This window comes from Vibrio sp. S12_S33 (genome assembly GCF_963889785.1).
Lineage (GTDB): Bacteria > Pseudomonadota > Gammaproteobacteria > Enterobacterales > Vibrionaceae > Vibrio > Vibrio aestuarianus.
Genome location: NZ_CAWPQZ010000021.1, coordinates 18,041 through 40,924, shown reverse-complemented (window position 1 = coordinate 40,924; position 22,884 = coordinate 18,041). Strand labels below are relative to the sequence as shown.

The 22,884-nt window shown below is 45.3% G+C and carries 24 protein-coding genes; 16 read left to right on the top strand and 8 right to left on the bottom strand.

Going from position 1 to position 22,884, the window contains the following annotated elements; genetic code table 11:
- Positions 1-255 precede the first annotated feature (255 nt).
- Entirely contained in the window at positions 256-1,131 is an 876-nt protein-coding gene (gene hslO / locus AACW06_RS11270; RefSeq protein WP_192075119.1) for an Hsp33 family molecular chaperone HslO, read from the bottom strand.
- Positions 1,132-1,162: 31 nt separating this feature from the next.
- On the bottom strand, positions 1,163-1,549 hold the full coding sequence (gene hslR, locus AACW06_RS11265) for a ribosome-associated heat shock protein Hsp15 (RefSeq protein ID WP_053312243.1): 387 nt from the start codon (positions 1,547-1,549) through the stop codon (positions 1,163-1,165).
- Positions 1,550-1,780: 231 nt separating this feature from the next.
- Between hslR and gspC the strand changes: the two genes are divergently transcribed.
- The 12 genes from gspC to AACW06_RS11205 all read left to right on the top strand — a co-directional run bounded on the left by gspC (position 1,781) and on the right by AACW06_RS11205 (position 13,096).
- Positions 1,781-2,701, top strand: a complete 921-nt coding sequence (gene gspC / locus AACW06_RS11260; RefSeq protein ID WP_238336684.1) for a type II secretion system protein GspC — start codon at positions 1,781-1,783, stop codon at positions 2,699-2,701.
- Between the two features lie 38 nt (positions 2,702-2,739).
- Entirely contained in the window at positions 2,740-4,773 is a 2,034-nt protein-coding gene (gene gspD / locus AACW06_RS11255) for a type II secretion system secretin GspD (RefSeq protein ID WP_192075118.1), read from the top strand.
- A complete protein-coding gene (gene gspE / locus AACW06_RS11250; RefSeq protein WP_192075117.1) occupies positions 4,770-6,269 on the top strand; it encodes a type II secretion system ATPase GspE in 1,500 nt (499 codons plus the stop codon). Before gspD ends, gspE begins: the two co-directional genes overlap by 4 nt.
- A gap of 3 nt (positions 6,270-6,272) precedes the next feature.
- Positions 6,273-7,493: a type II secretion system inner membrane protein GspF gene (gspF, locus tag AACW06_RS11245; RefSeq protein ID WP_168786872.1), complete on the top strand. Its 1,221-nt coding sequence runs from the start codon at positions 6,273-6,275 to the stop codon at positions 7,491-7,493.
- Between the two features lie 53 nt (positions 7,494-7,546).
- A complete protein-coding gene (gene gspG, locus AACW06_RS11240) occupies positions 7,547-7,990 on the top strand; it encodes a type II secretion system major pseudopilin GspG (RefSeq protein ID WP_192075116.1) in 444 nt (147 codons plus the stop codon).
- Between the two features lie 76 nt (positions 7,991-8,066).
- Positions 8,067-8,645, top strand: a complete 579-nt coding sequence (gspH, locus tag AACW06_RS11235; protein ID WP_192075115.1) for a type II secretion system minor pseudopilin GspH — start codon at positions 8,067-8,069, stop codon at positions 8,643-8,645.
- The gene (gene gspI, locus AACW06_RS11230; protein ID WP_053312236.1) at positions 8,635-8,991 is read left to right on the top strand and encodes a type II secretion system minor pseudopilin GspI; all 357 of its coding nucleotides are present in this window, start codon (positions 8,635-8,637) and stop codon (positions 8,989-8,991) included. The genes gspH and gspI overlap by 11 nt, the downstream gene beginning before the upstream one ends.
- Entirely contained in the window at positions 8,978-9,628 is a 651-nt protein-coding gene (gspJ, locus tag AACW06_RS11225) for a type II secretion system minor pseudopilin GspJ (RefSeq protein ID WP_192075114.1), read from the top strand. The genes gspI and gspJ overlap by 14 nt, the downstream gene beginning before the upstream one ends.
- Positions 9,615-10,652, top strand: a complete 1,038-nt coding sequence (gene gspK, locus AACW06_RS11220; protein WP_192075113.1) for a type II secretion system minor pseudopilin GspK — start codon at positions 9,615-9,617, stop codon at positions 10,650-10,652. The genes gspJ and gspK overlap by 14 nt, the downstream gene beginning before the upstream one ends.
- Positions 10,621-11,832, top strand: a complete 1,212-nt coding sequence (gspL, locus tag AACW06_RS11215; protein ID WP_192075112.1) for a type II secretion system protein GspL — start codon at positions 10,621-10,623, stop codon at positions 11,830-11,832. Before gspK ends, gspL begins: the two co-directional genes overlap by 32 nt.
- A 10-nt stretch (positions 11,833-11,842) precedes the next feature.
- The gene (locus tag AACW06_RS11210; protein ID WP_192075111.1) at positions 11,843-12,337 is read left to right on the top strand and encodes a type II secretion system protein M; all 495 of its coding nucleotides are present in this window, start codon (positions 11,843-11,845) and stop codon (positions 12,335-12,337) included.
- Positions 12,338-13,096 (top strand): type II secretion system protein N, encoded by a 759-nt coding sequence (locus tag AACW06_RS11205; protein WP_337923398.1) that lies wholly within the window; start codon positions 12,338-12,340, stop codon positions 13,094-13,096.
- Positions 13,097-13,140: 44 nt separating this feature from the next.
- Here the strand turns inward: AACW06_RS11205 and cysQ are convergent, their stop codons facing one another.
- From cysQ to AACW06_RS11185, 4 genes are all read right to left on the bottom strand, one after another.
- Positions 13,141-13,968, bottom strand: a complete 828-nt coding sequence (cysQ, locus tag AACW06_RS11200; protein ID WP_192075110.1) for a 3'(2'),5'-bisphosphate nucleotidase CysQ — start codon at positions 13,966-13,968, stop codon at positions 13,141-13,143.
- 24 nt (positions 13,969-13,992) lie between these two features.
- A complete protein-coding gene (gene nudE / locus AACW06_RS11195) occupies positions 13,993-14,538 on the bottom strand; it encodes an ADP compounds hydrolase NudE (protein WP_053312229.1) in 546 nt (181 codons plus the stop codon).
- 162 nt (positions 14,539-14,700) lie between these two features.
- Positions 14,701-15,288 (bottom strand): Fe-S biogenesis protein NfuA, encoded by a 588-nt coding sequence (gene nfuA / locus AACW06_RS11190; RefSeq protein ID WP_053312228.1) that lies wholly within the window; start codon positions 15,286-15,288, stop codon positions 14,701-14,703.
- A 101-nt stretch (positions 15,289-15,389) separates the two neighbouring features.
- Positions 15,390-16,094 (bottom strand): ComF family protein, encoded by a 705-nt coding sequence (locus tag AACW06_RS11185; RefSeq protein ID WP_192075109.1) that lies wholly within the window; start codon positions 16,092-16,094, stop codon positions 15,390-15,392.
- 88 nt (positions 16,095-16,182) lie between these two features.
- Here AACW06_RS11185 and bioH point away from each other — a divergent pair, with 88 nt between their 5' ends.
- Both bioH and AACW06_RS11175 read left to right on the top strand, forming a co-directional pair.
- Positions 16,183-16,956, top strand: a complete 774-nt coding sequence (gene bioH, locus AACW06_RS11180) for a pimeloyl-ACP methyl ester esterase BioH (RefSeq protein ID WP_192075131.1) — start codon at positions 16,183-16,185, stop codon at positions 16,954-16,956.
- Positions 16,957-17,116: 160 nt separating this feature from the next.
- Complete coding sequence (locus AACW06_RS11175; protein WP_053312226.1) at positions 17,117-17,587, top strand: hypothetical protein; 471 nt, start codon at positions 17,117-17,119, stop codon at positions 17,585-17,587.
- A 116-nt stretch (positions 17,588-17,703) separates the two neighbouring features.
- Here the strand turns inward: AACW06_RS11175 and AACW06_RS11170 are convergent, their stop codons facing one another.
- Together AACW06_RS11170 and greB are read right to left on the bottom strand one after the other, a co-directional pair.
- Positions 17,704-20,031 (bottom strand): Tex family protein, encoded by a 2,328-nt coding sequence (locus AACW06_RS11170; protein ID WP_192075108.1) that lies wholly within the window; start codon positions 20,029-20,031, stop codon positions 17,704-17,706.
- Positions 20,032-20,115: 84 nt separating this feature from the next.
- On the bottom strand, positions 20,116-20,595 hold the full coding sequence (gene greB / locus AACW06_RS11165; protein WP_053312224.1) for a transcription elongation factor GreB: 480 nt from the start codon (positions 20,593-20,595) through the stop codon (positions 20,116-20,118).
- Between the two features lie 153 nt (positions 20,596-20,748).
- Here greB and ompR point away from each other — a divergent pair, with 153 nt between their 5' ends.
- Both ompR and envZ read left to right on the top strand, forming a co-directional pair.
- Positions 20,749-21,468 carry an osmolarity response regulator transcription factor OmpR gene (gene ompR, locus AACW06_RS11160; RefSeq protein WP_053312223.1) on the top strand — a complete coding sequence of 240 codons (720 nt, stop codon included), beginning with the start codon at positions 20,749-20,751 and terminating at the stop codon, positions 21,466-21,468.
- Between the two features lie 59 nt (positions 21,469-21,527).
- The gene (gene envZ / locus AACW06_RS11155; RefSeq protein ID WP_192075107.1) at positions 21,528-22,832 is read left to right on the top strand and encodes a two-component system sensor histidine kinase EnvZ; all 1,305 of its coding nucleotides are present in this window, start codon (positions 21,528-21,530) and stop codon (positions 22,830-22,832) included.
- Positions 22,833-22,884: the final 52 nt, after the last annotated feature.

Genomic DNA, 22,884 nt, shown 5'->3' with positions numbered 1-22,884 from the left:
TGGGATAAAACAGGGACGTAGCTCAAAAATCGCCCACGACTGTTGTATGGTTTTAGATGTCCCGTCACATATTGGCCTAACTATTTTATCGCGCACGTAAACCTTTGCGCTAGATCAAAAAGATTAATACTTTTTAAAAATTAAGTATGGCGTACTGTCACGTTGGTGTTTGATTTCATTGGATTTTGATCACAAAAAAAGCCAGCTTGATGCTGGCTCTGGGATGTATTTCACGTGCTTGATAATGCATGCAAATTAATGAAGAGTACCGTTATTCTGGGTCGCTTGACGGTAGAGTTCAGTTATCTCTGCTTGGTCAAAGGAATAATTCGTGCCGCAGTAATCACAATGTAAAGAAACTGATCCTTCAGTGGCTAAAATGTCGTTAATTTCATCTTGGCCGATAGTGATGATCGCTGCACCACTGCGTTCACGTGAACAGCCGCAGTGGAACTCTACTGGCTGCGGGTCGAACAGTTGTACTTTTTCTTGGTTATAAAGACGATAAAGCAGCTCGTTGGCTGGTAAAGTAAACAACTCTTCATTTTTGACGGTATTGGTCAGTTGTTCTAAATGTTCAAAGTCATCGGGAGTGCCAGTACCATCAGGCATGGTTTGTAGCAACATACCAGCGGCATGGGCTTTGCCTTCATGCTCACCGATACGGATCCAAAGGCGAGTCTTCAACTGTTCTGAGCGGATAAAGTAGCCCTCTAATACTTCAACTAAATTAGCGCCCTCTAGGCCGACGACACCTTGGTAACGCTCGCCTTGCTTTGGTTCAATAGTGATAACAAGATGGCCTTTACCCATTAAGGTATGCAGGTCTGCATCATCAGCAATATCACCTTCCCAGCGCGCAACGCCACGAACTTTTTGTTCGTTGTCACCGTTAATCACCGCAAGCGATACCGGGCCATTACCTTGCAGTTGCATGGTAATCGAGCCTTCAAATTTGAGTGTTGCAGTCAGTAATGTGGTCGCTACCATCAATTCGCCTAACAGTTTTTGTACAGGCGCAGGGTATTCCTTGCTAGAGATGATTTCTTGATACACTTTATCCAATTGTACCAATTCGCCACGTACAGAAAGGTCTTTAAATAAGTAGCGATTTAAAATGTTATTTGCCATTTAGCTATTTCCTCGGAGCATGGTCCCGCTTTTATTGATGTTTAAATTTAATAATGTCTCGACGCTGTTTTTTATCAGGCCGTCGCTCTGGGCTTGGATTATGTGCATTGAGTTTACGTTGCTCGGCATGGTGTGCACGTTTAGCTATACTTTCGCTGGTTTCACTATACAAGGCTTGTGCTTCAGGAGCCCCGCGGCGTTGCCCAGATAATTTCTCAACGGTCACGGTTTTCTCTTCTGGACCTTGGCGCAAGGTTATGGTTGCGCCAAGTTCGACAATTTTGCTAGGTTTACTACGCTGACCATTATAGTGAACTTTACCACCATCGACCATGTTTCGAGCGATAGAACGAGTTTTATAAAAGCGTGCAGCCCATAACCATTTATCTAATCTTATTTGTTCAGTCTCAGAACTCATACTAGGAAAGTGCCTCTAACAGAGTTAGCCTTGCGTGTTTATGTTTGGCTTACAATGGTGTTTTCGTTCCAGATTTTCAAGCGACCCGACAAATTAATGTCAGATAAAGGGACGCTGAAGAGGTATGTGATATATTAGTTCGGTTGTATAAGGCAATGAACTATATGAAAATGATATCGCTGGTTACAAAAGCAAAATGGTTAACGAAAAATTGCAAATAAAGGATATCTTTTGAGGCGAATTAATCTTAGCAGTATGACCTCATCAAGCTCATGGCAGATAGGCTTGCTACAAAAAATACCACAGTGGCAAAAACAAATCAGTTTTGCTCTCACTTTGTTATTACTGATTCTATCTGCTTGGATAATGGGCAAGATGGTGTGGTTGCTACAACAAAATACCTTTGATGTTGCACCTTGGGTGCCGACATCAAGTTCATCGACTACTGTTACTCAGCAGTCGCTTGATCTTTCCTCATTACAACAAGGTGACTTATTTGGCCGTTATAGTGAGGAAAAAGCAGAGGTGGTGCAAACTGTAGTCAAAGATGCGCCTAAAACTAGCTTAAGTTTATTGTTGGTTGGTGTAGTTGCCAGTAATGAACCCAGTAGAAGTTTGGCGGTTATTGCTAATCGTGGCAGTCAGGCCACTTATGGCGTCAATGAAGTGATTGAAGGCACAAGAGCAAAGTTAAAAGCCGTGCTAGTTGATCGTGTTATTATTGATAACTCTGGTCGTGATGAAACACTGATGTTAGATGGGGTTGATTATCACAAGCCAAGTGTGCAAGTGCCTGAAAGAGTTGTTGCTTCTAATGCGCGAGGTAATAACCCCGCGTCTGAAGAAGAGAAGTTGGATGACATTCGAATCGCAATTTCTCGCAATCCGCAAGAAATATTCAAGTATGTTCGCCTGTCTCAAGTCAAGCGAGATGATAAGGTGCTTGGATACCGAGTGAGCCCGGGTAAATCCCCTGAATTGTTTGAGTCTGTCGGCTTGCAAAACGATGATATCGCCATTCAATTAAATGGACAGGATTTAACGGATCCAGATGCCATGAGCAAAATTTTTCAGTCAGTCTCGGAGTTAACCGAAATCAACTTAACGGTTGAAAGAGACGGACAACCACATGACATTTATATCCAATTTTAAAAAGACTGATGCATAAGCATGAGTTTAGGGAGTAAGACGTGAAGCATTGGTTAAACAAAAGTACTTGGTTATTGATGGGAGGTTTGCTGTCGTCACCATTGGTACTTGCTAACGATTTTAGTGCCAGTTTTAAGGGTACAGACATTCAAGAGTTCATCAATATCGTTGGCCGTAATCTCGAAAAAACCATTATTGTAGACCCTTCAGTTCGAGGCAAAGTCGACGTTCGTAGTTACGACACGCTCACTGAAGAGCAATACTACAGCTTCTTTTTGAATGTACTGGAAGTGTATGGTTTTGCTGTGGTTGAGATGGACAATGGCGTCCTGAAAGTTATTAAAGCGAAAGATGCAAAAACATCCGCTATACCAGTGGTCGGTGATGACGAGAAAGAAAATGGCGACAGCGTGATTACGCGTGTGGTTGCCGTGCGTAATGTCTCGGTGCGTGAGTTATCGCCATTGTTACGCCAATTGATTGATAACGCGGGCGCGGGTAACGTAGTGCATTACGACCCGGCCAATATTATTTTGATTACTGGACGTGCTGCTGTGGTTAACCGTTTGGCCGATATTATCAAACGTGTTGACCAAGCCGGTGATAAAGACATTGAAGTGGTTGAACTAAACAATGCATCCGCAGCTGAAATGGTACGTATTGTTGAGGCATTAAATAAAACGAATGATGCTAAAAATACCCCAGAATTTCTGCAACCCAAGCTTGTGGCCGATGATCGTACCAACGCGATTTTGATCTCGGGTGATCCCAAGGTGCGTGAACGCTTAAAGCGTTTGATCAAACAGTTAGATGTTGAGATGGCAACCAAGGGCAACAACCGCGTTATTTACCTTAAGTACGCTAAAGCCGAAGATCTGGTCGATGTACTAAAAGGTGTCTCTGATAACTTACAAGCAGAAAAGCAATTGGGTCAAAAGTCGGGTCAAGGGGCGCAACGCGGTGAGGTAATGATTTCTGCGCACCCTCAAACCAATTCACTGATCGTCACGGCACCTCAAGATATTATGAAAGCACTGGAAGACGTGATAGCCCAGCTTGATATTCGTCGCGCACAGGTGCTTATTGAAGCTCTGATTGTTGAAATGGCCGAAGGTGATGGCATCAACCTAGGGGTTCAATGGGGGTCGTTGGAAAGCGGCTCTGTTATTCAATATGGCAATGCAGGCGCACCAATTGGTCAGGTGATGGTTGGTTTAGAAGAAGCAAAAGATACCATCGAGAAAAAACCAATTCGAGATAGTGATACAGGTGCTATCAAATACTACGAAGAAACAACCACTAAAGGCGATTACTCAACATTAGCTTCAGCACTTGGTTCGGTCAATGGCGCTGCTATGAGCTTAGTGATGGGGGATTGGACGGCTTTAATCAGTGCGGTTGCGAGTAATTCAAACTCCAATATTCTGTCATCACCAAGTATCACCGTGATGGATAATGGCGAAGCATCTTTTATTGTTGGTGAAGAAGTCCCAGTTCTTACTGGTTCAACGGCGGGTTCTAGCAATGATAATCCATTCCAAACCGTTGACCGTAAAGAGGTGGGTATTAAACTCAAAGTGGTACCACAAATTAACGAAGGTGATTCCGTTCAATTGCAAATTGAACAAGAAGTGTCGAACGTATTAGGTGCCAATGGCGCGGTCGATGTACGTTTTGCTAAACGTCAGCTTAATACTTCAGTCATTGTTCAAGATGGGCAGATGCTGGTACTGGGTGGTTTAATTGACGAACGTGCGGTGGAAAGTGAATCGAAAGTGCCACTGCTTGGTGATATTCCCGGACTCGGTTATTTGTTTAAATCGACTCGTACTCAAGTGGAAAAGAAAAACCTAATGGTGTTTATCAAGCCAACCATTATCCGTGATGGTATGACGGCAGATGGTATTACACAGCGCAAATACAACTACATTCGAGCAGAACAGTTGTACAAGTTAGACCAAGGCCTGAAGTTGATGGATGATAATAACATTCCCGTTGTCCCTAAATTTGGTACTGAGCGCCTTCATGCACCAGAAGTACAAGCCTTTATCGATCAAATGGAAAAGTCGCAATGACCGATGTTTTGCAACAACTTCAGTACCGTCGTTTACCGTTTAGTTTCGCCAATCGCTTTAAATTGGTGTTAGAGCAAGCGGAAGAGAGATCGATACCGACTTTGTTTTACGTTGCACCACTGGCGATAGAATCGCTGGTGGAGGTCAAACGTGTGGTTAAACAACCTTTAAATTTAGTTGAAATGACCGCAAGTGAGTTTGAAAGTAAGTTGACCGATGCGTATCAGCGTGACTCTTCAGAAGCGCGGCAATTGATGGAAGATATTGGTGCAGATAACGACGACTTTTTCTCACTGGCTGAAGAATTGCCCCAAAGTGAAGATTTGCTCGAGTCGGAAGATGATGCCCCAATCATTAAATTGATTAACGCGATGCTGGGTGAGGCGATCAAAGAAGGGGCTTCCGATATTCATATCGAAACCTTTGAAAAAGTCCTTTCGATTCGTTTTCGTGTTGATGGTGTGTTGCGTGAGGTGTTATCACCGAGCCGTAAACTTGCCCCCTTGCTCGTGTCACGCGTGAAGGTGATGGCCAAGCTTGATATCGCCGAAAAACGCGTCCCACAAGATGGTCGTATTTCATTACGTATTGGTGGCCGTGCGGTTGATGTTCGTGTATCTACCATGCCATCTTCGCATGGAGAGCGTGTGGTAATGCGTCTATTGGACAAAAATGCCACTCGCCTTGATTTACACAGCTTAGGTATGACAGCGGCAAACCATGAAAACTTCCGCCAATTAATCAAAAGGCCGCATGGCATTATCTTGGTCACCGGCCCAACAGGCTCGGGTAAATCGACCACCTTGTATGCTGGGTTGCAAGAGCTCAACAGCAACGAACGCAACATTTTGACCGTTGAAGATCCAATCGAATTTGATATTGACGGTATTGGTCAAACGCAGGTTAACCCTAAAGTGGATATGACGTTTGCACGTGGATTACGTGCTATTTTGCGTCAAGACCCAGATGTGGTAATGGTCGGTGAAATTCGTGATTTAGAGACTGCACAAATTGCCGTTCAAGCCTCTTTAACTGGCCACTTAGTGATGTCGACCTTGCACACCAATACCGCGATTGGCGCGATTACTCGTCTGCGAGATATGGGGATTGAACCATTTCTTATTTCATCATCGCTGCTTGGCGTATTAGCGCAGCGTTTGGTGCGCACTTTGTGCTCAGATTGTAAAGAAGCTTATCCAGCCGACAAAGAGCAAAAGAAACTGTTTAATCTGCAACCGGATCAAGAACTGACGTTATATCGTGCCAAAGGTTGTGAAAAATGTAACCAAAAAGGCTATCGCGGCCGAACTGGGATCCATGAATTACTGTTAATTGACGATAAAGTGCAAGAGTTGATTCACAGTGAAGCGGGTGAACAGTCTATCGAAAAATCGGTTCGAGAACGAACGCCAAGTATCCGTGATGATGGGTTAGATAAAGTGCTTCAAGGCATTACTTCATTAGAAGAAGTGATGCGAGTGACCAAGGAAGCGTAATTAATGGGCGCATTTGAATACAAAGCATTAGATGCTAAAGGCAAACAGAAAAAGGGTGTTATTGAAGGTGATAATGCCCGTCAAGTTCGCCAACGCTTAAAAGAGCAAGGGCTAATTCCGGTTGAAGTGCTGGGAACCAAAGCGAAAGCAGCGAAGCAAGAACAGTCACCGTTTAGCATGAAACGCGGCATTAGCACGCCAGACTTAGCATTAATCACGCGCCAATTATCGACGCTAGTGCAGTCAGGAATGCCACTGGAAGAGTGTTTAAAAGCGGTATCCGAACAGTCTGAAAAGCCGCGAATTCGTAACATGTTAGCAGCTGTGCGTTCAAAAGTGACCGAAGGCTACACATTGTCGGATAGCCTGGGTGACTACCCGCATATTTTCGATGAATTGTTTCGTTCAATGGTTGCTGCGGGTGAAAAATCAGGACATCTTGATTCGGTGTTGGAACGCTTGGCTGATTATGCAGAAAATCGCCAAAAAATGCGTTCAAAGCTGATGCAAGCCATGATCTATCCAATAGTCTTGGTTGTTTTTGCCGTCGGTATTGTCGCCTTTTTGCTGGCGGCGGTCGTGCCAAAAATTATTGGCCAGTTTGTACAGATGGGGCAGGAATTACCTAAGTCGACTCAATTCCTGTTGTCATCGAGTGATTTTATTCAGCACTGGGGTATACAGCTATTAGTGCTAACCATTGCACTGGTATTCCTTGCTAAATGGTTACTGAGTAAACCAAATTTACGTTTGAAGTGGGACCGAAAAGTAATTTACATGCCGATGATAGGTAAGATCTCGCGCGGTTTGAATACCTCACGTTTTGCACGCACCTTGTCTATTTGTACCTCCAGTGCCATTCCTATTTTGGAAGGTATGAAGGTGGCGGTGGACGTAATGGCAAACCAATACGTCAAGCAGCAAGTAACGATGGCTGCCGATAACGTACGTGAAGGTGCCAGTTTGCGTAAGGCATTGGATCAAACCAAATTATTCCCACCGATGATGTTGCATATGATCGCCAGTGGTGAGCAAAGTGGTGAACTTGAAAGTATGTTGACTCGCGCAGCGGATAACCAGGACGCAAACTTTGAGTCGACCATCAATATCGCATTGGGCATTTTCACCCCAGCGCTCATCGCTTTAATGGCAGGTTTGGTTCTATTTATCGTAATGGCGACCTTGATGCCAATTTTAGAAATGAATAATTTAATGAGTCGTTAGTAATAGGTAAACATTCACCTGTTATTTAGACAAAAACTACGTTGGAGATTGGAATGAGAAAAAAAGCAGACAAGCAATCAGGTTTTACCTTGCTTGAAGTAATGGTTGTAGTGGTAATTTTGGGTATTTTAGCGAGCTTTGTTGTTCCTAATTTATTGGGAAACAAAGAAAAAGCCGACCAACAAAAAGCCATCACCGACATCGTGGCATTAGAAAATGCTTTGGATATGTACAAGCTTGATAACAGCGTTTATCCAACAACCGATCAAGGACTTGAGGCGTTAGTGACCAAGCCGTCTAGCCCAGAACCACGTAATTATCGTGATGGTGGGTACATTCGTCGTTTACCAAATGACCCTTGGGGTAACCCTTACCAATACCTAAGCCCTGGCGACAACGGTACCGTGGACATTTTCACCTTAGGTGCTGATGGTCAAGAAGGCGGTGAAGGGGTGAGTGCTGATATTGGCAACTGGAACATGCAAGACTTCCGATAAGCAAATAACAGAGGGCGACTATCGGGTCGCCTCATTTTTCTGACGGCAACGATTTTCTAGTGACAGCAATTTTCTGATGACAAGCAAACGTGGTTTCACCCTACTCGAAATATTACTCGTGCTAGTACTGCTTTCTCTTAGTGCAGTGGCAGTCATTGCTACGCTTCCTAGTTCAGGAAAAGATGAAGCAAAACAATATGCGATGAGTTTGTACCAACGTCTGCAACTGGTGAATGAAGAAGCTATTCTCAGTGGTAAGGATTTTGGTTTGCGAGTGGATGAGAAGACATCACGTCTTGTGTTTCTAGCATTGGATGACAAAGGTTGGCAGCCATTAGAGAGTAAAAAAATGACCAATGCAATTCAACTTCCAGAAGAGCTCGCGATGCAATTTGAGCTTGGGGGTGACGCTTGGAAAAATGATGATCGGCTGTTTAAGCCTGGCTCTTTATTTGATGAAGAGATGTTTGCTGAAGAGAAAGAGCAAGAAAAACAGCGACCACCGCAAGTGTTTATCTTGTCGAGTGGCGAGCTAACGCCCTTTGTCTTGAGCATATATCCCAACACGCAAGATGCCGAGCAAGGTTGGCGGGTTATTGTCAAAGACAATGGCGAAATTAAGCTATTAGAGCCAGGGGCATCGGATGATGCGTAGAACACGAGGCATGACCTTATTAGAAGTCTTGGTTGCTCTAGCGATTTTTGCCACCGCGTCGATCAGCGTGATTCGTTCAGTGAGCCAACACATTAACACCATCAGCTATTTGGAAGAAAAAACCTTTGCGGCGATGGTGGTCGATAATCAAATGGCGCAAGTGATGCTCAGCCCTAAAAGCTTGAAAGCGCAAACAGGAACACAGGAGTTGGCTGGGCGTACTTGGTATTGGAAAGTCACGTTAGTGCCTACGGCCGACAATTTATTGAAAGCGTTTGATGTCAGTGCAGCATTAGAGAAACAAGGATCACCTTTGGTGACGGTAAGAAGCTATGTCGTCAAATAAAAAACGCCAAGGTTTTACTCTGATTGAAGTGCTGGTGGCGATCGCTATCTTTGCGAGTTTAAGTGTTGGTGCTTATCAGGTGCTTAATCAGGTACAGCGTAGCAATGAAATTTCTCAGCAGCGCAGCCAGCGTTTAAATGCGTTGCAGCGAGCCATGGTGTTAATGGACGGTGATTTTCGCCAAATGGCGACTCGTCAATTTCGCACCAATGGTGAAGAACCCAATAAACAGATATTGCAGTGGAAAGAGTACTTGCTCGACTCCGATCAAAAGGGTGTGTTGTTTGCTCGTCTTGGGTGGCATAACCCACAGCAACAATTTCCACGTGGCGAAGTGACTAAAGTAGGTTATCGCATCAAAGAAGGGGTACTTGAACGCGTTTGGTGGCGTTACCCTGATACGCCTGCTGGTCAAGAAGGCATTATCACTCCACTTTTATCAGATGTGGAATCGATGTCGTTGCGTTTTTATAGCAATGACAACTGGAGTGAGGATTGGCAAGAATCATTAAAAATACCGCAAGCCGTCGCGGTGAAGCTAGTGCTGAAAGATTACGGTGAAATTGAACGTATTTATCTGACGTCTGGTGGTGCCATCAACCAGAACACGCAGGGAGCTGATAATGACGCATCATAATCGCTCACTACAAGGTAGGCGTTCGCAACAAGGTGTGGCATTGATTGTTATTTTATTGCTGCTGGCGATCATGGTATCAATTGCGGCGACCATGTCAGAACGTTTGTTTACTCAGTTTCAAAGAGCCAGTAATCAGATCAACTATCAACAGGCTTACTGGTATAGCCTTGGGGTTGAATCGTTAGCGCAAGCTGCTATAGAGCAGAGCTACAAAGATAGCGATAACATTAATTTGAGCCAGCCTTGGGCGTTGGAAGAGCAAACCTATCCTCTCGATTACGGCACAGTTAAAGGTCGTGTTACCGATAAGCAGGCGTGTTTTAATCTCAATGTATTAGCTCGAGTTACGTCCACTACAGGCGGAGCTAATAAGCCCTATTTAGTGCAGGTGCTGCAACATTTATTGGAAGAGTCAGAAGTTGATAGCTACCAAGCGGAGGTGATTGCTGATTCTGCATGGGAATACATTGATGACGACAGCAATGTCCAGTCATCTTACGGTGTTGAAGACAGCTATTATGAGTCGATGTCTCCGGCTTATTTAGCGGCTAACACTTTACTGGCTGATAGCAGTGAGCTTCGCGCAGTACAGCAAGTGACGGGTGACGTGATGCAACGTATAGCTCCTTACGTTTGTGCATTGCCAAGCGATGATTGGCGATTAAACGTTAATACTGTCGCACCAGAGAACGCAAAATTGCTGGTGGCGATGTTCAGCCCGCATTTAAGTGAATCTGATGCAAAAAACGTATTAGAAAACCGTCCATTTGATGGGTGGGGGAGTGTCGATGATTTCTTAGCGGAGGCATCAATTGCCGCCGTAGATAGCAAAGTGAAAGATGAAGCGAAACAGTATCTCTCAGTGGATAGCGCTTACTTTGAACTCGATGCTCAAATATTGGTTGATGACTCGCGAGTTCGCATTCGCAGTTTATTGTTTAGTGATAATAGAGAAACCGCAACGGTAGTACGCCGTCGCTTTGGAGGGATCAGTGAGCGAGTTTCTGACCGTTCGACTGAGTAGTCAACAGGACGCTGAAATACCTTGGTTGGTGTGGTCATCACAACAACAAGAAGTCATTGCCAGTGGTGAAATATCTGGTTGGGAGCAGTTATCTGAGCTCGCCACTTACGCTGCGCAGCGAACCACAATTGTGTTGCTGGCTGCAAGCGATTTGGTACTTACGAAGGTTGATATTCCATCGGGCGCTTCTCGTCAGTTGGAAGCAATGTTGCCTTATTTAATTGAAGATGAGATTGCTCAAGATGTCGATGATCTGCATTTTTCTATTTTGCAGAAAACGGCGTCAACCGCTTATGTAGCGGGGGTTGATCGTAGCTATCTTACCCACTGCCTTGAACAGTTAAAATCGGCAGGAATGGAAGTTAAGAAAGTGCTACCAGATGTGCTCGCCGTTCCTTTGCATGACGGGTTATCAGCACTGCAAATGGGTAAGGAGTGGCTGATTCGTAAAGGGGAATATTTAGGCGTAAGCCTTGAGGCTGAGTGGTTAGAGCTGTTTAGCCATTCTGAATGGGTGAAACAAGATGATCAATACTTGCCGCTGAATGCTTATACCCCTTTACCAGGGTTAACCTTGGCTGAAGGTCAACATTGGCAGCAAGCTGAACCTCAATTAGTGATGGAGTTGCTGACAGAGCAAGCCATTGCGAGCAAAACCACGTTGTTAACCGGTAGTTTCAAAGCTAAATCTTCTTTCTTCAAGCATTGGCAGGTTTGGCAAAAAAGTACGCTGGCCGCGTGTTTGTTATTGGTGATCTCGACGGCTTATAACGTATTGCAATCAGGGCAATATGAGGCACAAGCGACCGCTTACCGAGTCGAAAGTGAACGCGTTTTTCGCGCCGTTTTCCCTGATAAACAGAAGATACCGACGGTTAGCTATTTAAAAAGACAGATGAATGATGAAGCGTCGCGTCTTGCTGGTGGCGGCAGTGGTGGCGCCATGCTTGAATGGTTAGCTAAGCTGCCAGCAAGTGTCGGTAGTGTGCCGAACATGCGTGTGCAAAGTATTAAATATGATGGCAATCGTGGTGAAATTCGTCTTGAAGCACAAAGCAACGATTTTCAGAGCTTTGAGTTGGCGCGCGTTCAACTGGAAACGCAGTTTATGGTTGAGCAAGGGCAGTTAAACCGCTCCGGTGAGATTGTGAATGGCACTTTTGTACTCAAAAGTAAATGAGGTGAGTTGAATGAAAAATAGTCTTAACGCACTTCAAACTTGGTGGACGAGTATCAGTGCTCGCGAACAAAAAATGGTGTTGGGTTGTTTGGTGTTGGGCATTGTCGGGGTGATTTATTGGGGTGTTTTGTCACCATTAGATCAAAGAACTGAGCTGGCTAAAGCGCGTATTGTGAGTGAAAAACAGTTACTGAATTGGGTAACAGATAAAGCGGATGATATTGTCCGATTACGTGCGCAAGGTGGTGTCGTTGCATCCAATCAGCCGTTTAACCAAGTGATTTCTTCAAGTGCACAGCGTTTTCAGATTGAACTCATTCGAATCCAACCTCGTGATGAGATGATGCAGGTATGGGTTCAACCTTTGCCTTTCACCAAGTTGGTCGATTGGATTGCGTTTCTAAAAGAAACTCAAGGCGTTGATGTTGAGTTTATGGATATTGGCCGAGCGCAGCAAAGTGGTGTGGTTGAAGTGAAACGTCTGCAATTGAAGCGAGGTGGCTAGGTGAAACATGGATGGTTATATGGTGGACTGTCGCTACTGGCTTTTACAACAAGTTTGGTTGCACATATTCCAGCCTCTTTTGTCGTAAGCCAAGCCCCGATGCCACCTGAATTACGCATCACAGGTATCGCGGGGACGATTTGGTCTGGCAGTGCTCAGCAGGTATTTTGGCAGGGGAAAAATATCGGTGACCTAAAATGGGATATTCAACTGTCATCACTGTTTATGGCTAAGTTAGAAGCGGCCGTGCGCTTTGGGCGAGGTAGTTATATGGGCGTGCGAGGTAAAGGTAATGTCGGCCTTAGTTTGTCTGGTCCTTACGCGGAAAACTTGGTGCTGTCTGCCGCGACTAAGCAGCTAACAGCAGCACTAGTCTTGCCATTTCCTATTGATCTCCAAGGTCAGCTAGAACTGTCACTCAAGCAGTATCAATACTCAAGCCCATGGTGTGAGTCGGCTCAAGGTACATTAGCATGGACCGATAGCAAAATAGGCTCACCGTTAGGAGAGTTGTCTCCAGGCCCTGTAGTGGCTGATTTAACTTGCCAAGCCAATGATGTGGCGTTGACTGGTCAACAAAGCAGTGCGCAAGTCAGTAGTGATTTCTCTGCGCAGCTTAAGCCAGACATGAATTATAGCTTTCAAGCATGGTTTAAGCCGGAAGCACAATTTCCAAGCGAAATGGGCGAGCAGCTAAAGTGGGTTGGTAGTCCTGATAACCAAGGCCGATATCAGTTCCAGTACCAAGGGCAACTGTAAGTCTGAAAACTGAACCGCGAAAATCTAGAGGCTGACCCAAGTGGTCAGCCTTTTACTTTAAGGATATCGTCCCAAGGTAAGCCCGCGTCACCAAGCACGATGAAATTCGGGTTTTCTAACGTTTCTCGCTCGTTGTATGACAACGGCTCTAGCTGAGTGCTGAGGATTTTCCCCCCAGCTTCTTCAACAATACATTGAGTCGCCGCCGTGTCCCATTCACCGGTTGGCCCTAAGCGCAAATAACAGTCAACAGCCCCTTCAGCAACTAAACACGCTTTTAAAGCGGCAGAGCCAAGTGGCACTAGCTCATAATTCCAAGCACTGCTCATGCGGTTAGTGATGCGGTTGATGTCTTGACGACGGCTAATCGCAATGGCGATCGATTGTCCCGGAGTTTCATGCTTGTGGGTTTGAATACGTAGGTTTTCAGACATATCGGGGATTTTCCATGCCCCTTTGCCCGCATAAGCATAATAAGTTACACCAGAAACTGGCCCATACACCACTCCCATCACAGGTTTATTATCCTCAATTAAAGCAATAATAGTGGCAAAGTCACCGCTGCGAGCAATAAACTCTTGGGTGCCATCCAGTGGGTCGACTAACCAATAACGATTCCATTGGCTACGTTTTTCTAAGCTGATGTCGGCTGCTTCTTCAGACAATACCGGAATGTCTGGTGTTAGCTCGCTCAGTCGTTCATTGATGAATTTATGGGCCGCAAGATCAGCGCTCGTGACAGGTGTGTGGTCACTTTTAGTAAAAGCTTCGTAGTTTTTTTTCTCGTAGATATCGAGAATCAATTGCCCTGCGGAGCGTGCAATTTCAATGACATTTGGCAATAGGTGAGATAAATCTTTGGCTGTTGGCATCATCAATCCTTTAGCTCTGCTTTGTTATTTTAAGCGGCGCAAAGCAAGCAGTAGCGCGGTAATACTTCGGGCTTCACAAAAGTCGAGATGGGTGAGTAGCTCTTCAGCTTGCGCTAAAGGCCAGCGAATCACTTCTAATGGCTCAGGTTCATCACCTTCTAGCTTTTCTGAGTATAGATCTTGTGCAAGGAATAGGGTCATCCGACTTGAAAAGTAAGAGGGAGCGAGGACGACCTCTTTAAGAGGCGTTAGCGTATGGGCACCGAAGCCAATCTCTTCTTTTAATTCACGAACAGCGGCTTGTTGTGGTGTTTCACCTTGGTCAATCAAACCTTTGGGAAAACCGAGTTCATAACGTTCTGTACCTGCGGCATATTCTCGAACCAATAGCAGATCACCTTGCGCAGTGATAGGTACCATCATCACTGCATGTCGGCCGCTGGGTTTCATTCGCTCATAGGTGCGCTGTTCCCCATTTGAAAAGCGTAAATCCAACGATTCAATCGTAAACAGTTTCGACTTCGCTTCCGTGTTGGTCGCTAAAATATCGGGCAGTTTTCTAGGTGGCATACGCTAATTCCTTGCAGGCAAATGACTTTTCTAACTATATGAGAAAAATGCCTGATTTGAAAAGAACTAACGGTAGTGAAAGCATTTAAAGATAAAAAAAGCCGAGAATGTTATCTCGGCTTCGCATTTTGTGCGTTTTAACTTAATTTTATTGATTCTAACTTAGTAGTAAGAGTGATCACCACGGTCATGTTCTGTAGCATCGCGAACGGCAGTCAATTCACCTTCGAATTGTTGAAGTAGTTCTTTCTCGATGCCTTCTTTTAGGGTGACATCAACCATTGAACAACCGTTACAACCGCCACCAAATGCAACGATGGCAACGCCATCTTCGGTGATTTCCACTAAGCTTACATGACCACCGTGGCCTGCAAGTTGTGGGTTAACTTGAGTTTGAATCGCATATTCAACACGTTCGATTAAGCTCGCGTCATCTGCGACTTTGCGCATTTTGGCGTTTGGTGCCTTCAATGTTAGTTGAGAGCCCATTTTATCGGTAACGAAATCGATTTCTGCATCTTCCAAGAAAGGCAGGCTTAATTCATCCACATAGGCAGAGAAAGCATCATATTTGATTTCAGTATCGGTCGCTTCTACTGCTTCTGGTGGGCAGTAAGACACACCGCACTCCGCATTTTGGGTACCAGGGTTCACCACAAAAACACGAATGTTGGTGCCATCAGGTTGCTGACCAAGCAACTTGGCGAAATGGGTTTGGGCTGTTTCGGTAATAGTAATAGAATTTGACACGACGAATACCTGAGTAATTTTGTAGGCTATTTGCTCACCATTCTACTCCTGAAAAGCTGCGGATCCAGTCCTTTTTTGTTTTCTAAACAAAAACGTAATGGCTAATCTTTTGGTTCAGGAGTGCGGCAGATACAATAAATATCAATCCTTTCGACGCCAACTTCAAGCAGTAATTTACAGATCTGTTGGATGGTACTGCCTGTGGTGACAACATCGTCAACAATTGCGATATGTTTCTGATTTGGTTTGCGTTGTAGTGCAAAGGCATGTTGTAGGTTTTGTTTACGCTGCGCCTTAGATAATCCTTTTTGTTGCGGCGTGGCGCGCTTACGTTTTATCAGTTGATGATCACAAGTGGCATTAATAAGTTGCCTGCTTAATTGATTAGCAAGTAACTCACTTTGATTAAAGCCTCGTGTTAAGCGTCTTTGCCAGTGCAGAGGAACGCTAGTTATCAACGGGGCCGGCTCATCAATTCGTGGAGCCAAAAGCGCGCTTAAATTATGCGCTTGCCAAAATTGCCCTTCGTATTTCAGTCTATGAACGGTGTGGTTGAGTGGAAATATGTAATCACCGACACAATACAAACGATGCCAAAGCGGTGGACTAGCTAAGCATTGTCCGCACTGCGGTACATTAAGCAGTGTCGGCAAGCCACATTGTTGACAACGAGGCTGGGGAGCAAAGTAGGTCAAACAGGTTCCACACCAAGCACTATTTTGGTGTGTAGCGATAGGTAGGTGGCAAAGTGGGCATTGCCTGCTGACTAAGCGATAGATGGTTTTTTGAAGCCAATGCGATAACATAACTCACCGAAAGTGGCGAAAGGATGTTCTGCTATGATCGGTATTTCTGTAATGCAAAAGAATGAATTTAGTGGGAGAGTTTGCGACCATGGCAACAGCGTTGTATTGGCAAGTGGAAGGAGAAGGGGCTGATTTAGTCCTAGTGCATGGCTGGGGAATGAACGGTGCAGTATGGCAACAAACCGTCGATGTACTGAAGCATCATTTTCGTGTCCATGTTGTCGATTTACCCGGTTATGGACACAGCGCGAATAATCATGCGGCCAATTTAGAAGCCATTGCTCTGGCGCTGCTCGAGCAAGCGCCAAAAGCGGCGATTTGGGTTGGATGGTCTCTTGGTGGCCTAGTCGCCACGCATATGGCGCTGCACCATAGTGAATACGTCAGCCAACTGGTCACCGTGGCTAGCTCACCGAAATTTGCGGCTGACAAACCGTGGCGTGGTATTCAACCTCACGTACTTAGCGCTTTTACTGATCAATTGGTTGATGATTTTCACACCACTATTGAACGCTTTATGGCGTTGCAAGCGATGGGTAGCCCTTCTGCTAGGCAAGATGTCAAATTGCTCAAACAGGCGATATTGTCGAGACCGTCCCCTAATCCGCAGTCCTTACTCGCCGGGCTTAAGATGTTAGCTGATGTCGATTTACGTGAGCAACTGACAACCATTTCGGTGCCGATGTTGCGTTTATATGGTCGATTAGATGGCCTTGTACCGATTAAGGTCGCGCACGATCTGCAACAAGCTTTGCCAAAAAGTGAGCAATATATCTTTAGTGAGTCATCTCATGCACCCTTCATGACTGAGTCTGATGCTTTTTGCCAACAGCTGATTGCTTTTTCTCAAGTTAGCCAATGACGTTATCGGTCTACCAGCGATAAATAAACACTAAACAGTAAATATTTGTTAAAGATGCTAAAACTTTGTGCAATCTGGTCGATATATAATCTAACCCAACCAGGCTGGCTTAGTTAAAGGCTAGCCTCGCGGGGCGGGCGATACTGAGGAGGTTTCGGCTATGATTGTGTCACCAGCGAATATAAGTGTGCCACTCATCGCCCCATCGGTTAATGTGCAAACGGAACAGGCTGCGCGTGATAATAAAATTCGTGCACCGGTTATGCCAACCGTTGAACTGGCTAAAACCAACGCTGAGCGTAAGGTTAAAGCGGATGATAAAAGACGAAAACAGTCGTCATGGGACCCTTCAGAGCATCCTGGCTATGAGGTTGGCACCGAACACGAAACATCGACTTCTTATCAAGCTGAGCAGAAAAGTGAGTTAGAAAGGCTCTTTGATCTATTAGCACTCGCTACTTACAGCAAGGAACAAGGTAAAGGCTATGCAATGCGGTTTAGGCTACCTAAACACATTATTGATGCTGCGATAACCGAGGGAAAAATGGCGCGCAGGCGAACCGTAATTAAATATCATTATGGCCACGCAGTTGCTCCTAATACTCCTTCTGAAGTCATTGCGGTGTTGTAGGTAGCGTTAACGTTATCTATCGCGATAAATAAAATCCCCACCCAATGCGGATGCATGAGTGGGGATTTGTGTTTTTAAGCGTCTATGTCAGGGCCGTTTAGCCTTGCTTAGGCTAATTATTTTTTTGCTTTGGCGAAAGCGGCGGCAAATGCACCACCCATCGCACCGTTTTGTTGTGGCTCTTCACGACGGTTATTTTGCTGCTGGTTGCGCGGCTTGTGCTGATGTTGATTTGGTGCGCTACTTCTCTGGCTACGATTGTCTTGACCAGGTTCGTCATTCAAACGCATAGAAAGCGCAATACGCTTACGTTGAACATCCACTTCCATTACTTTTACCTTGACGATATCCCCCGCTTTGACTGCTTCACGAGGGTCGGCAATATAGCGATCCGTTAATGCAGAAATATGCACTAAACCATCTTGGTGAACACCTATATCAATAAAGGCACCAAAATTAGCCACGTTTGATACAACGCCCTCCAAAATCATACCAATTTCAAGATCTTTTACTTCGGTGACTCCGTCGGCAAAGGTCGCTGTTTTAAACTCTGGTCTTGGATCTCGGCCTGGTTTATCTAGCTCTTTGATAATGTCGCTTACGGTAGGGACACCGAAGTTGTCATTGGTGTAATCCACCGCGTGTAGTCCACGTAGAAAATCACTATTACCGATCAGTGCTTTGATCTCTTTATTATTTTTCTCAGCGATGGCTTTTACTACAGGGTAGGCTTCTGGGTGAACAGCGGAAGCATCCAGAGGGTTTTTACCATCCATAATGCGCAAGAAGCCGGCACATTGTTCAAATGCTTTAGGTCCAAGGCGCGCTACTTTTTTCAGTGTTGAACGAGAAGCGAAGCGTCCATTTTCATCGCGATAATCGACAATATTCTGTGCGAGCGTATTGGAAAGGCCAGCAACGCGAGTCAAAAGTGCTGCTGAAGCCGTATTAACATCAACACCGACAGCGTTTACACAGTCTTCAACAATCGCATCTAGGCGTTTGGCGAGCATCGATTGACTGACATCGTGCTGGTATTGACCGACACCGATCGATTTCGGGTCGATTTTCACCAACTCCGCAAGTGGATCTTGTAAGCGGCGAGCAATTGAGACTGCGCCACGTAGCGACACATCCATATTGGGGAACTCTTTGGCTGCTAGCTCAGACGCGGAGTACACCGATGCTCCAGCTTCACTGACGATAATTTTCAGTACCTTCAAATTGCCACGTTTAATCACGTCGGCGACAAAGGTATCGGTTTCACGTGAGGCGGTACCGTTGCCAATCGCAATCAAATCCACATTAAACTGACGCACCAGTTGGTCAACAATTTTGGCTGATTTCTCATGCTGATTATGCGGTTGGTGTGGGTAGATGGTTTCAGTCGCCAGTACTTTACCGGTGGAGTCGACAACGGCAATTTTGGAACCCGTTCGCAAGCCAGGATCCAAGCCGAGAGTGGCTCTCGGCCCAGCTGGAGCGGCCATCAACAAGTCTTTTAAGTTAGTGGCAAAGACTTCAATCGCTTCGATTTCAGCTCGTTCTTTCATTGCACCCATCAGCTCGGTTTCCATATGCATAGATACCTTGATGCGCCAAGCCCAGCTAATGACTTGCTTGCGCCAGTTATCGGCAGGCGCTGAACTTAAATGAATACCATAATGTTCGGCAATAATGGTTTCGCAGTACGACTGGCGCGCACCTTCTTCTTGTTCTGGGTCTGCGTTGATATTGAGCGTTAAGAAGCCTTCATTACGGCCGCGCAGCATGGCAAGTGCTCGGTGTGATGGCACTTTGCTGATTGCTTCATCGTGAGTGAAATAATCTTTGAATTTCTCGCCCGCGTTTTCTTTGCCATCAATCACTCGCGAAACCAGTTGAGCATTGCGGGTTAAATGGCGGCGAATTTTTTCCAGTAAGTTGGCATCTTCAGCAATACGTTCCATCACAATGGCTCGTGCGCCATCTAAAGCTGCTTTGCTATCGGCGACCCCTTGCTCTGCATTGATGTATTGCATGGCTTCACGTTCAGGGTCAGTTTGCGGTTCATTCCACAGCTTGTCAGCTAAAGGCTCTAAGCCAGCTTCAATTGCAATTTGCCCCTTGGTACGACGCTTAGGCTTGTAAGGCAGATATAAATCTTCAAGGCGAGTTTTGCTGTCGGCTTGGTTGATATCGTGCTCTAGCTCTGCAGTCAGTTTGCCTTGTTCTTGAATCGACTTAAGAATCGTTTGACGGCGGTCATCGAGCTCACGCAGATAGGATAAACGACTATCTAGGTTACGCAGTTGGGTATCATCAAGCCCACCTGTAACCTCTTTACGATAACGGGCGATAAAAGGAACGGTATTACCGTCATCAATTAGGGTAACCGCAGCGGTCACTTGCTCTGGGCGAACATTCAGTTCTTGAGCAATCATGTTACAGATAGCTTGGCTCATCCGTGGGTTCTCTTTATTGTTCGGTAGAACCACCAGGGGTGGTGGTTGGAATAGGGTAAATATTGGGGTTCGTGGCGGTGATTTCTAGTCTTGCTGGTATTCGATAGCATTTACAAACCACTCTTTTTCTCCTTCTGGGGTACGAACCACAAATTCATCATCGACTTCTTTTTTTAGCAAAGCGCGCGCCATAGGTGAATCAATCGAAATGTAGCTTTTTACACCGCCGTAGATTTCATCTGGGCCGACAATGCGGAATTTTTTCTTATCTCCGGCTTCATTTTCAATTTCGACCCAAGCACCAAAGAATACTTTGCCTTCTTGTTGTGGCGAGTAATCAACAACGTTGACTTGCTCGAGGCGTTTGCGTAAAAAACGCACTCGGCGGTCAATTTCACGCAGGCGCTTCTTGTTGTACTGATAATCCGCATTTTCACTGCGATCACCAAGGCTTGCAGCCCACGTCACTTTTTTGGTCACTTCGGGGCGTTCTTCACGCCACAAAAAGTCCAATTCTTGTTTGAGACGGTTAAAGCCTTCACGCGTAATTAGGTTTGTCTTCATAGTCCTGACGTTCCTTGGTTGAAACTGTCCGCTACATTAGCTAAAAAAGACATAAACGTTAACAATTCTTTCAGCGACTTTAGTCAGAACGGTGTTACATTTTACTAACTCGGTTGGATATTGGCTCGAGTTAAGAATTAGGTGGGATCATAGATGCAAGAAAACTATAAAATTTTAGTGGTTGATGACGATGCACGCTTGCGTTCATTGCTTGAACGTTACCTATCGGAACAAGGTTTTCTTGTTCGTAGTGTGGCAAACAGTGAGCAGATGGACCGCCTGTTAACTCGTGAAAACTTCCATTTGATGGTATTGGACTTAATGTTACCTGGTGAAGATGGGTTATCCATTTGTCGCCGTTTGCGTAATGCCAACAATATGCTGCCAATTTTAATGCTTACTGCGAAAGGCGACGAAGTGGATCGCATTGTCGGGTTAGAAGTTGGAGCCGATGATTATCTACCAAAACCGTTCAATCCACGTGAGCTATTGGCTCGAATTAAAGCGGTATTGCGTCGTCAAGTGATTGAAGCACCGGGAGCTCCGAGCGCTGAAGAGTCGGTGATTGAATTTGGTGAATTCCGCCTAAATTTAGGCACGCGTGAAATGTTTCGTGGTGATGAACCAATGCCACTCACATCCGGTGAGTTTGCGGTATTGAAAACTTTAGTGACCAATGCGCGTGAACCTATGTCTCGTGACAAACTGATGAACATGGCGCGCGGTCGTGAATATTCCGCAATGGAGCGTTCTATCGACGTGCAGATTTCCCGTTTACGTCGCATGCTTGAAGTTGATCCAAGCAAACCTCGATATATTCAAACCGTTTGGGGGCTTGGTTACGTCTTTGTCCCAGATGGTAAAGAGTCTTAAGATTTAACGAGCTCCTGAATGGTTACCATCAGGAGCTTTTTTCACAGCAAGGTCTTCGTATGCGTATTCGCAGCTCGTTCACTCAATCGATTCTACTTTTCTTTTCATTACTCATTGCTAGCCAAATGTACTCTTACTATGCGGTGTTCAATTATGCTTTGATGCCAAGTTTGCAGCAGTTCAATAAAATTCTCGGGCACGAAATTAACCTCATGCTCGATGATGCAGCCAGCGATACTGATGGGTTGGATATGGATGCTCCGCAGCGCCGCCGTGTGTTAGAGCAGTTAGGGGTAACCATTCATGCTGAAGGCAGTGAAATTGCACAAGAGTATGAACAGGCGCTTAGTATTGATTTGATGAGTGAGGAGATGACTCATGAGCTCGGCTCTCCCACTGATGTACGTATGATGCTCGGCAAAGAGAGTTACATTTTATGGATAAAAGTGGAGTCGTTCCCTGGATCATTGATTCGAATCCCACTATCTGAGTTGCAAAAGGAAGATTTTTCACCGTTATTTCGCAACAGTTTGCTGATGGCGATTTTTATTGTTGTCGGCGGGTGGTTGTTTATCCGTTTACAAAATCGTCCTTTAATTGCGCTAGAAAAAGCGGCTAAGGCGGTGGGGCGAGGTGACCATCCACCTCCATTGCCAGTAAAAGGGGCATCGGAAATTCGTTCCGTCACAGTGGCGTTTAACCAAATGTCACAAGGGATACAAGCCTTAGAGGAAGATAGAGCATTACTGATGGCAGGCATAAGCCATGACTTACGCACGCCATTGACGCGCATTCGTCTTGCGACGGAGATGATGTCACCTCAAGACAGCTATTTAGCGGAAGGGATCATCAGTGATACCGAGGAGTGCAATGAGATTATCAGTCAATTTATGGATTATCTAAAACCGGTCAATATACAGACATTTGAGAAGGTTGATCTCAATGAGATTGCCAACGATGTCGCAACTGCTGAAGGGGGATATGAGATAAAGATTGATGTCTCTTTGCATTCATCGATGCAGACCGCTTTCGGTAACCCCATTGCAATTAAGCGTGCGGTGAGTAACTTGGTGGTGAATGCGATTCGTTATGGAAATGGATGGGTAAAAGTCAGCACGGGCACCACTGCCGATAATAAAATGGCGTGGATATGTGTTGAAGATAATGGTCCCGGTATTGAGCCTAGCCAAGTGAGTAAAGTATTTGAACCTTTTACGCGTGGAGATACTGCACGAGGCAGCGAAGGGACCGGATTGGGGCTTGCGATCGTCAAACGTATTGTCGGACAGCACCATGGTAGCGTGACGGTTCGTAATCGCAGTGAAGGTGGTTTGAAAGCGCAGATCAGCTTCCCAACTAAATGAAGTTAACGCAACATCGTTTAATATCCTATCGCTTGCTATCGTAAATCGATAG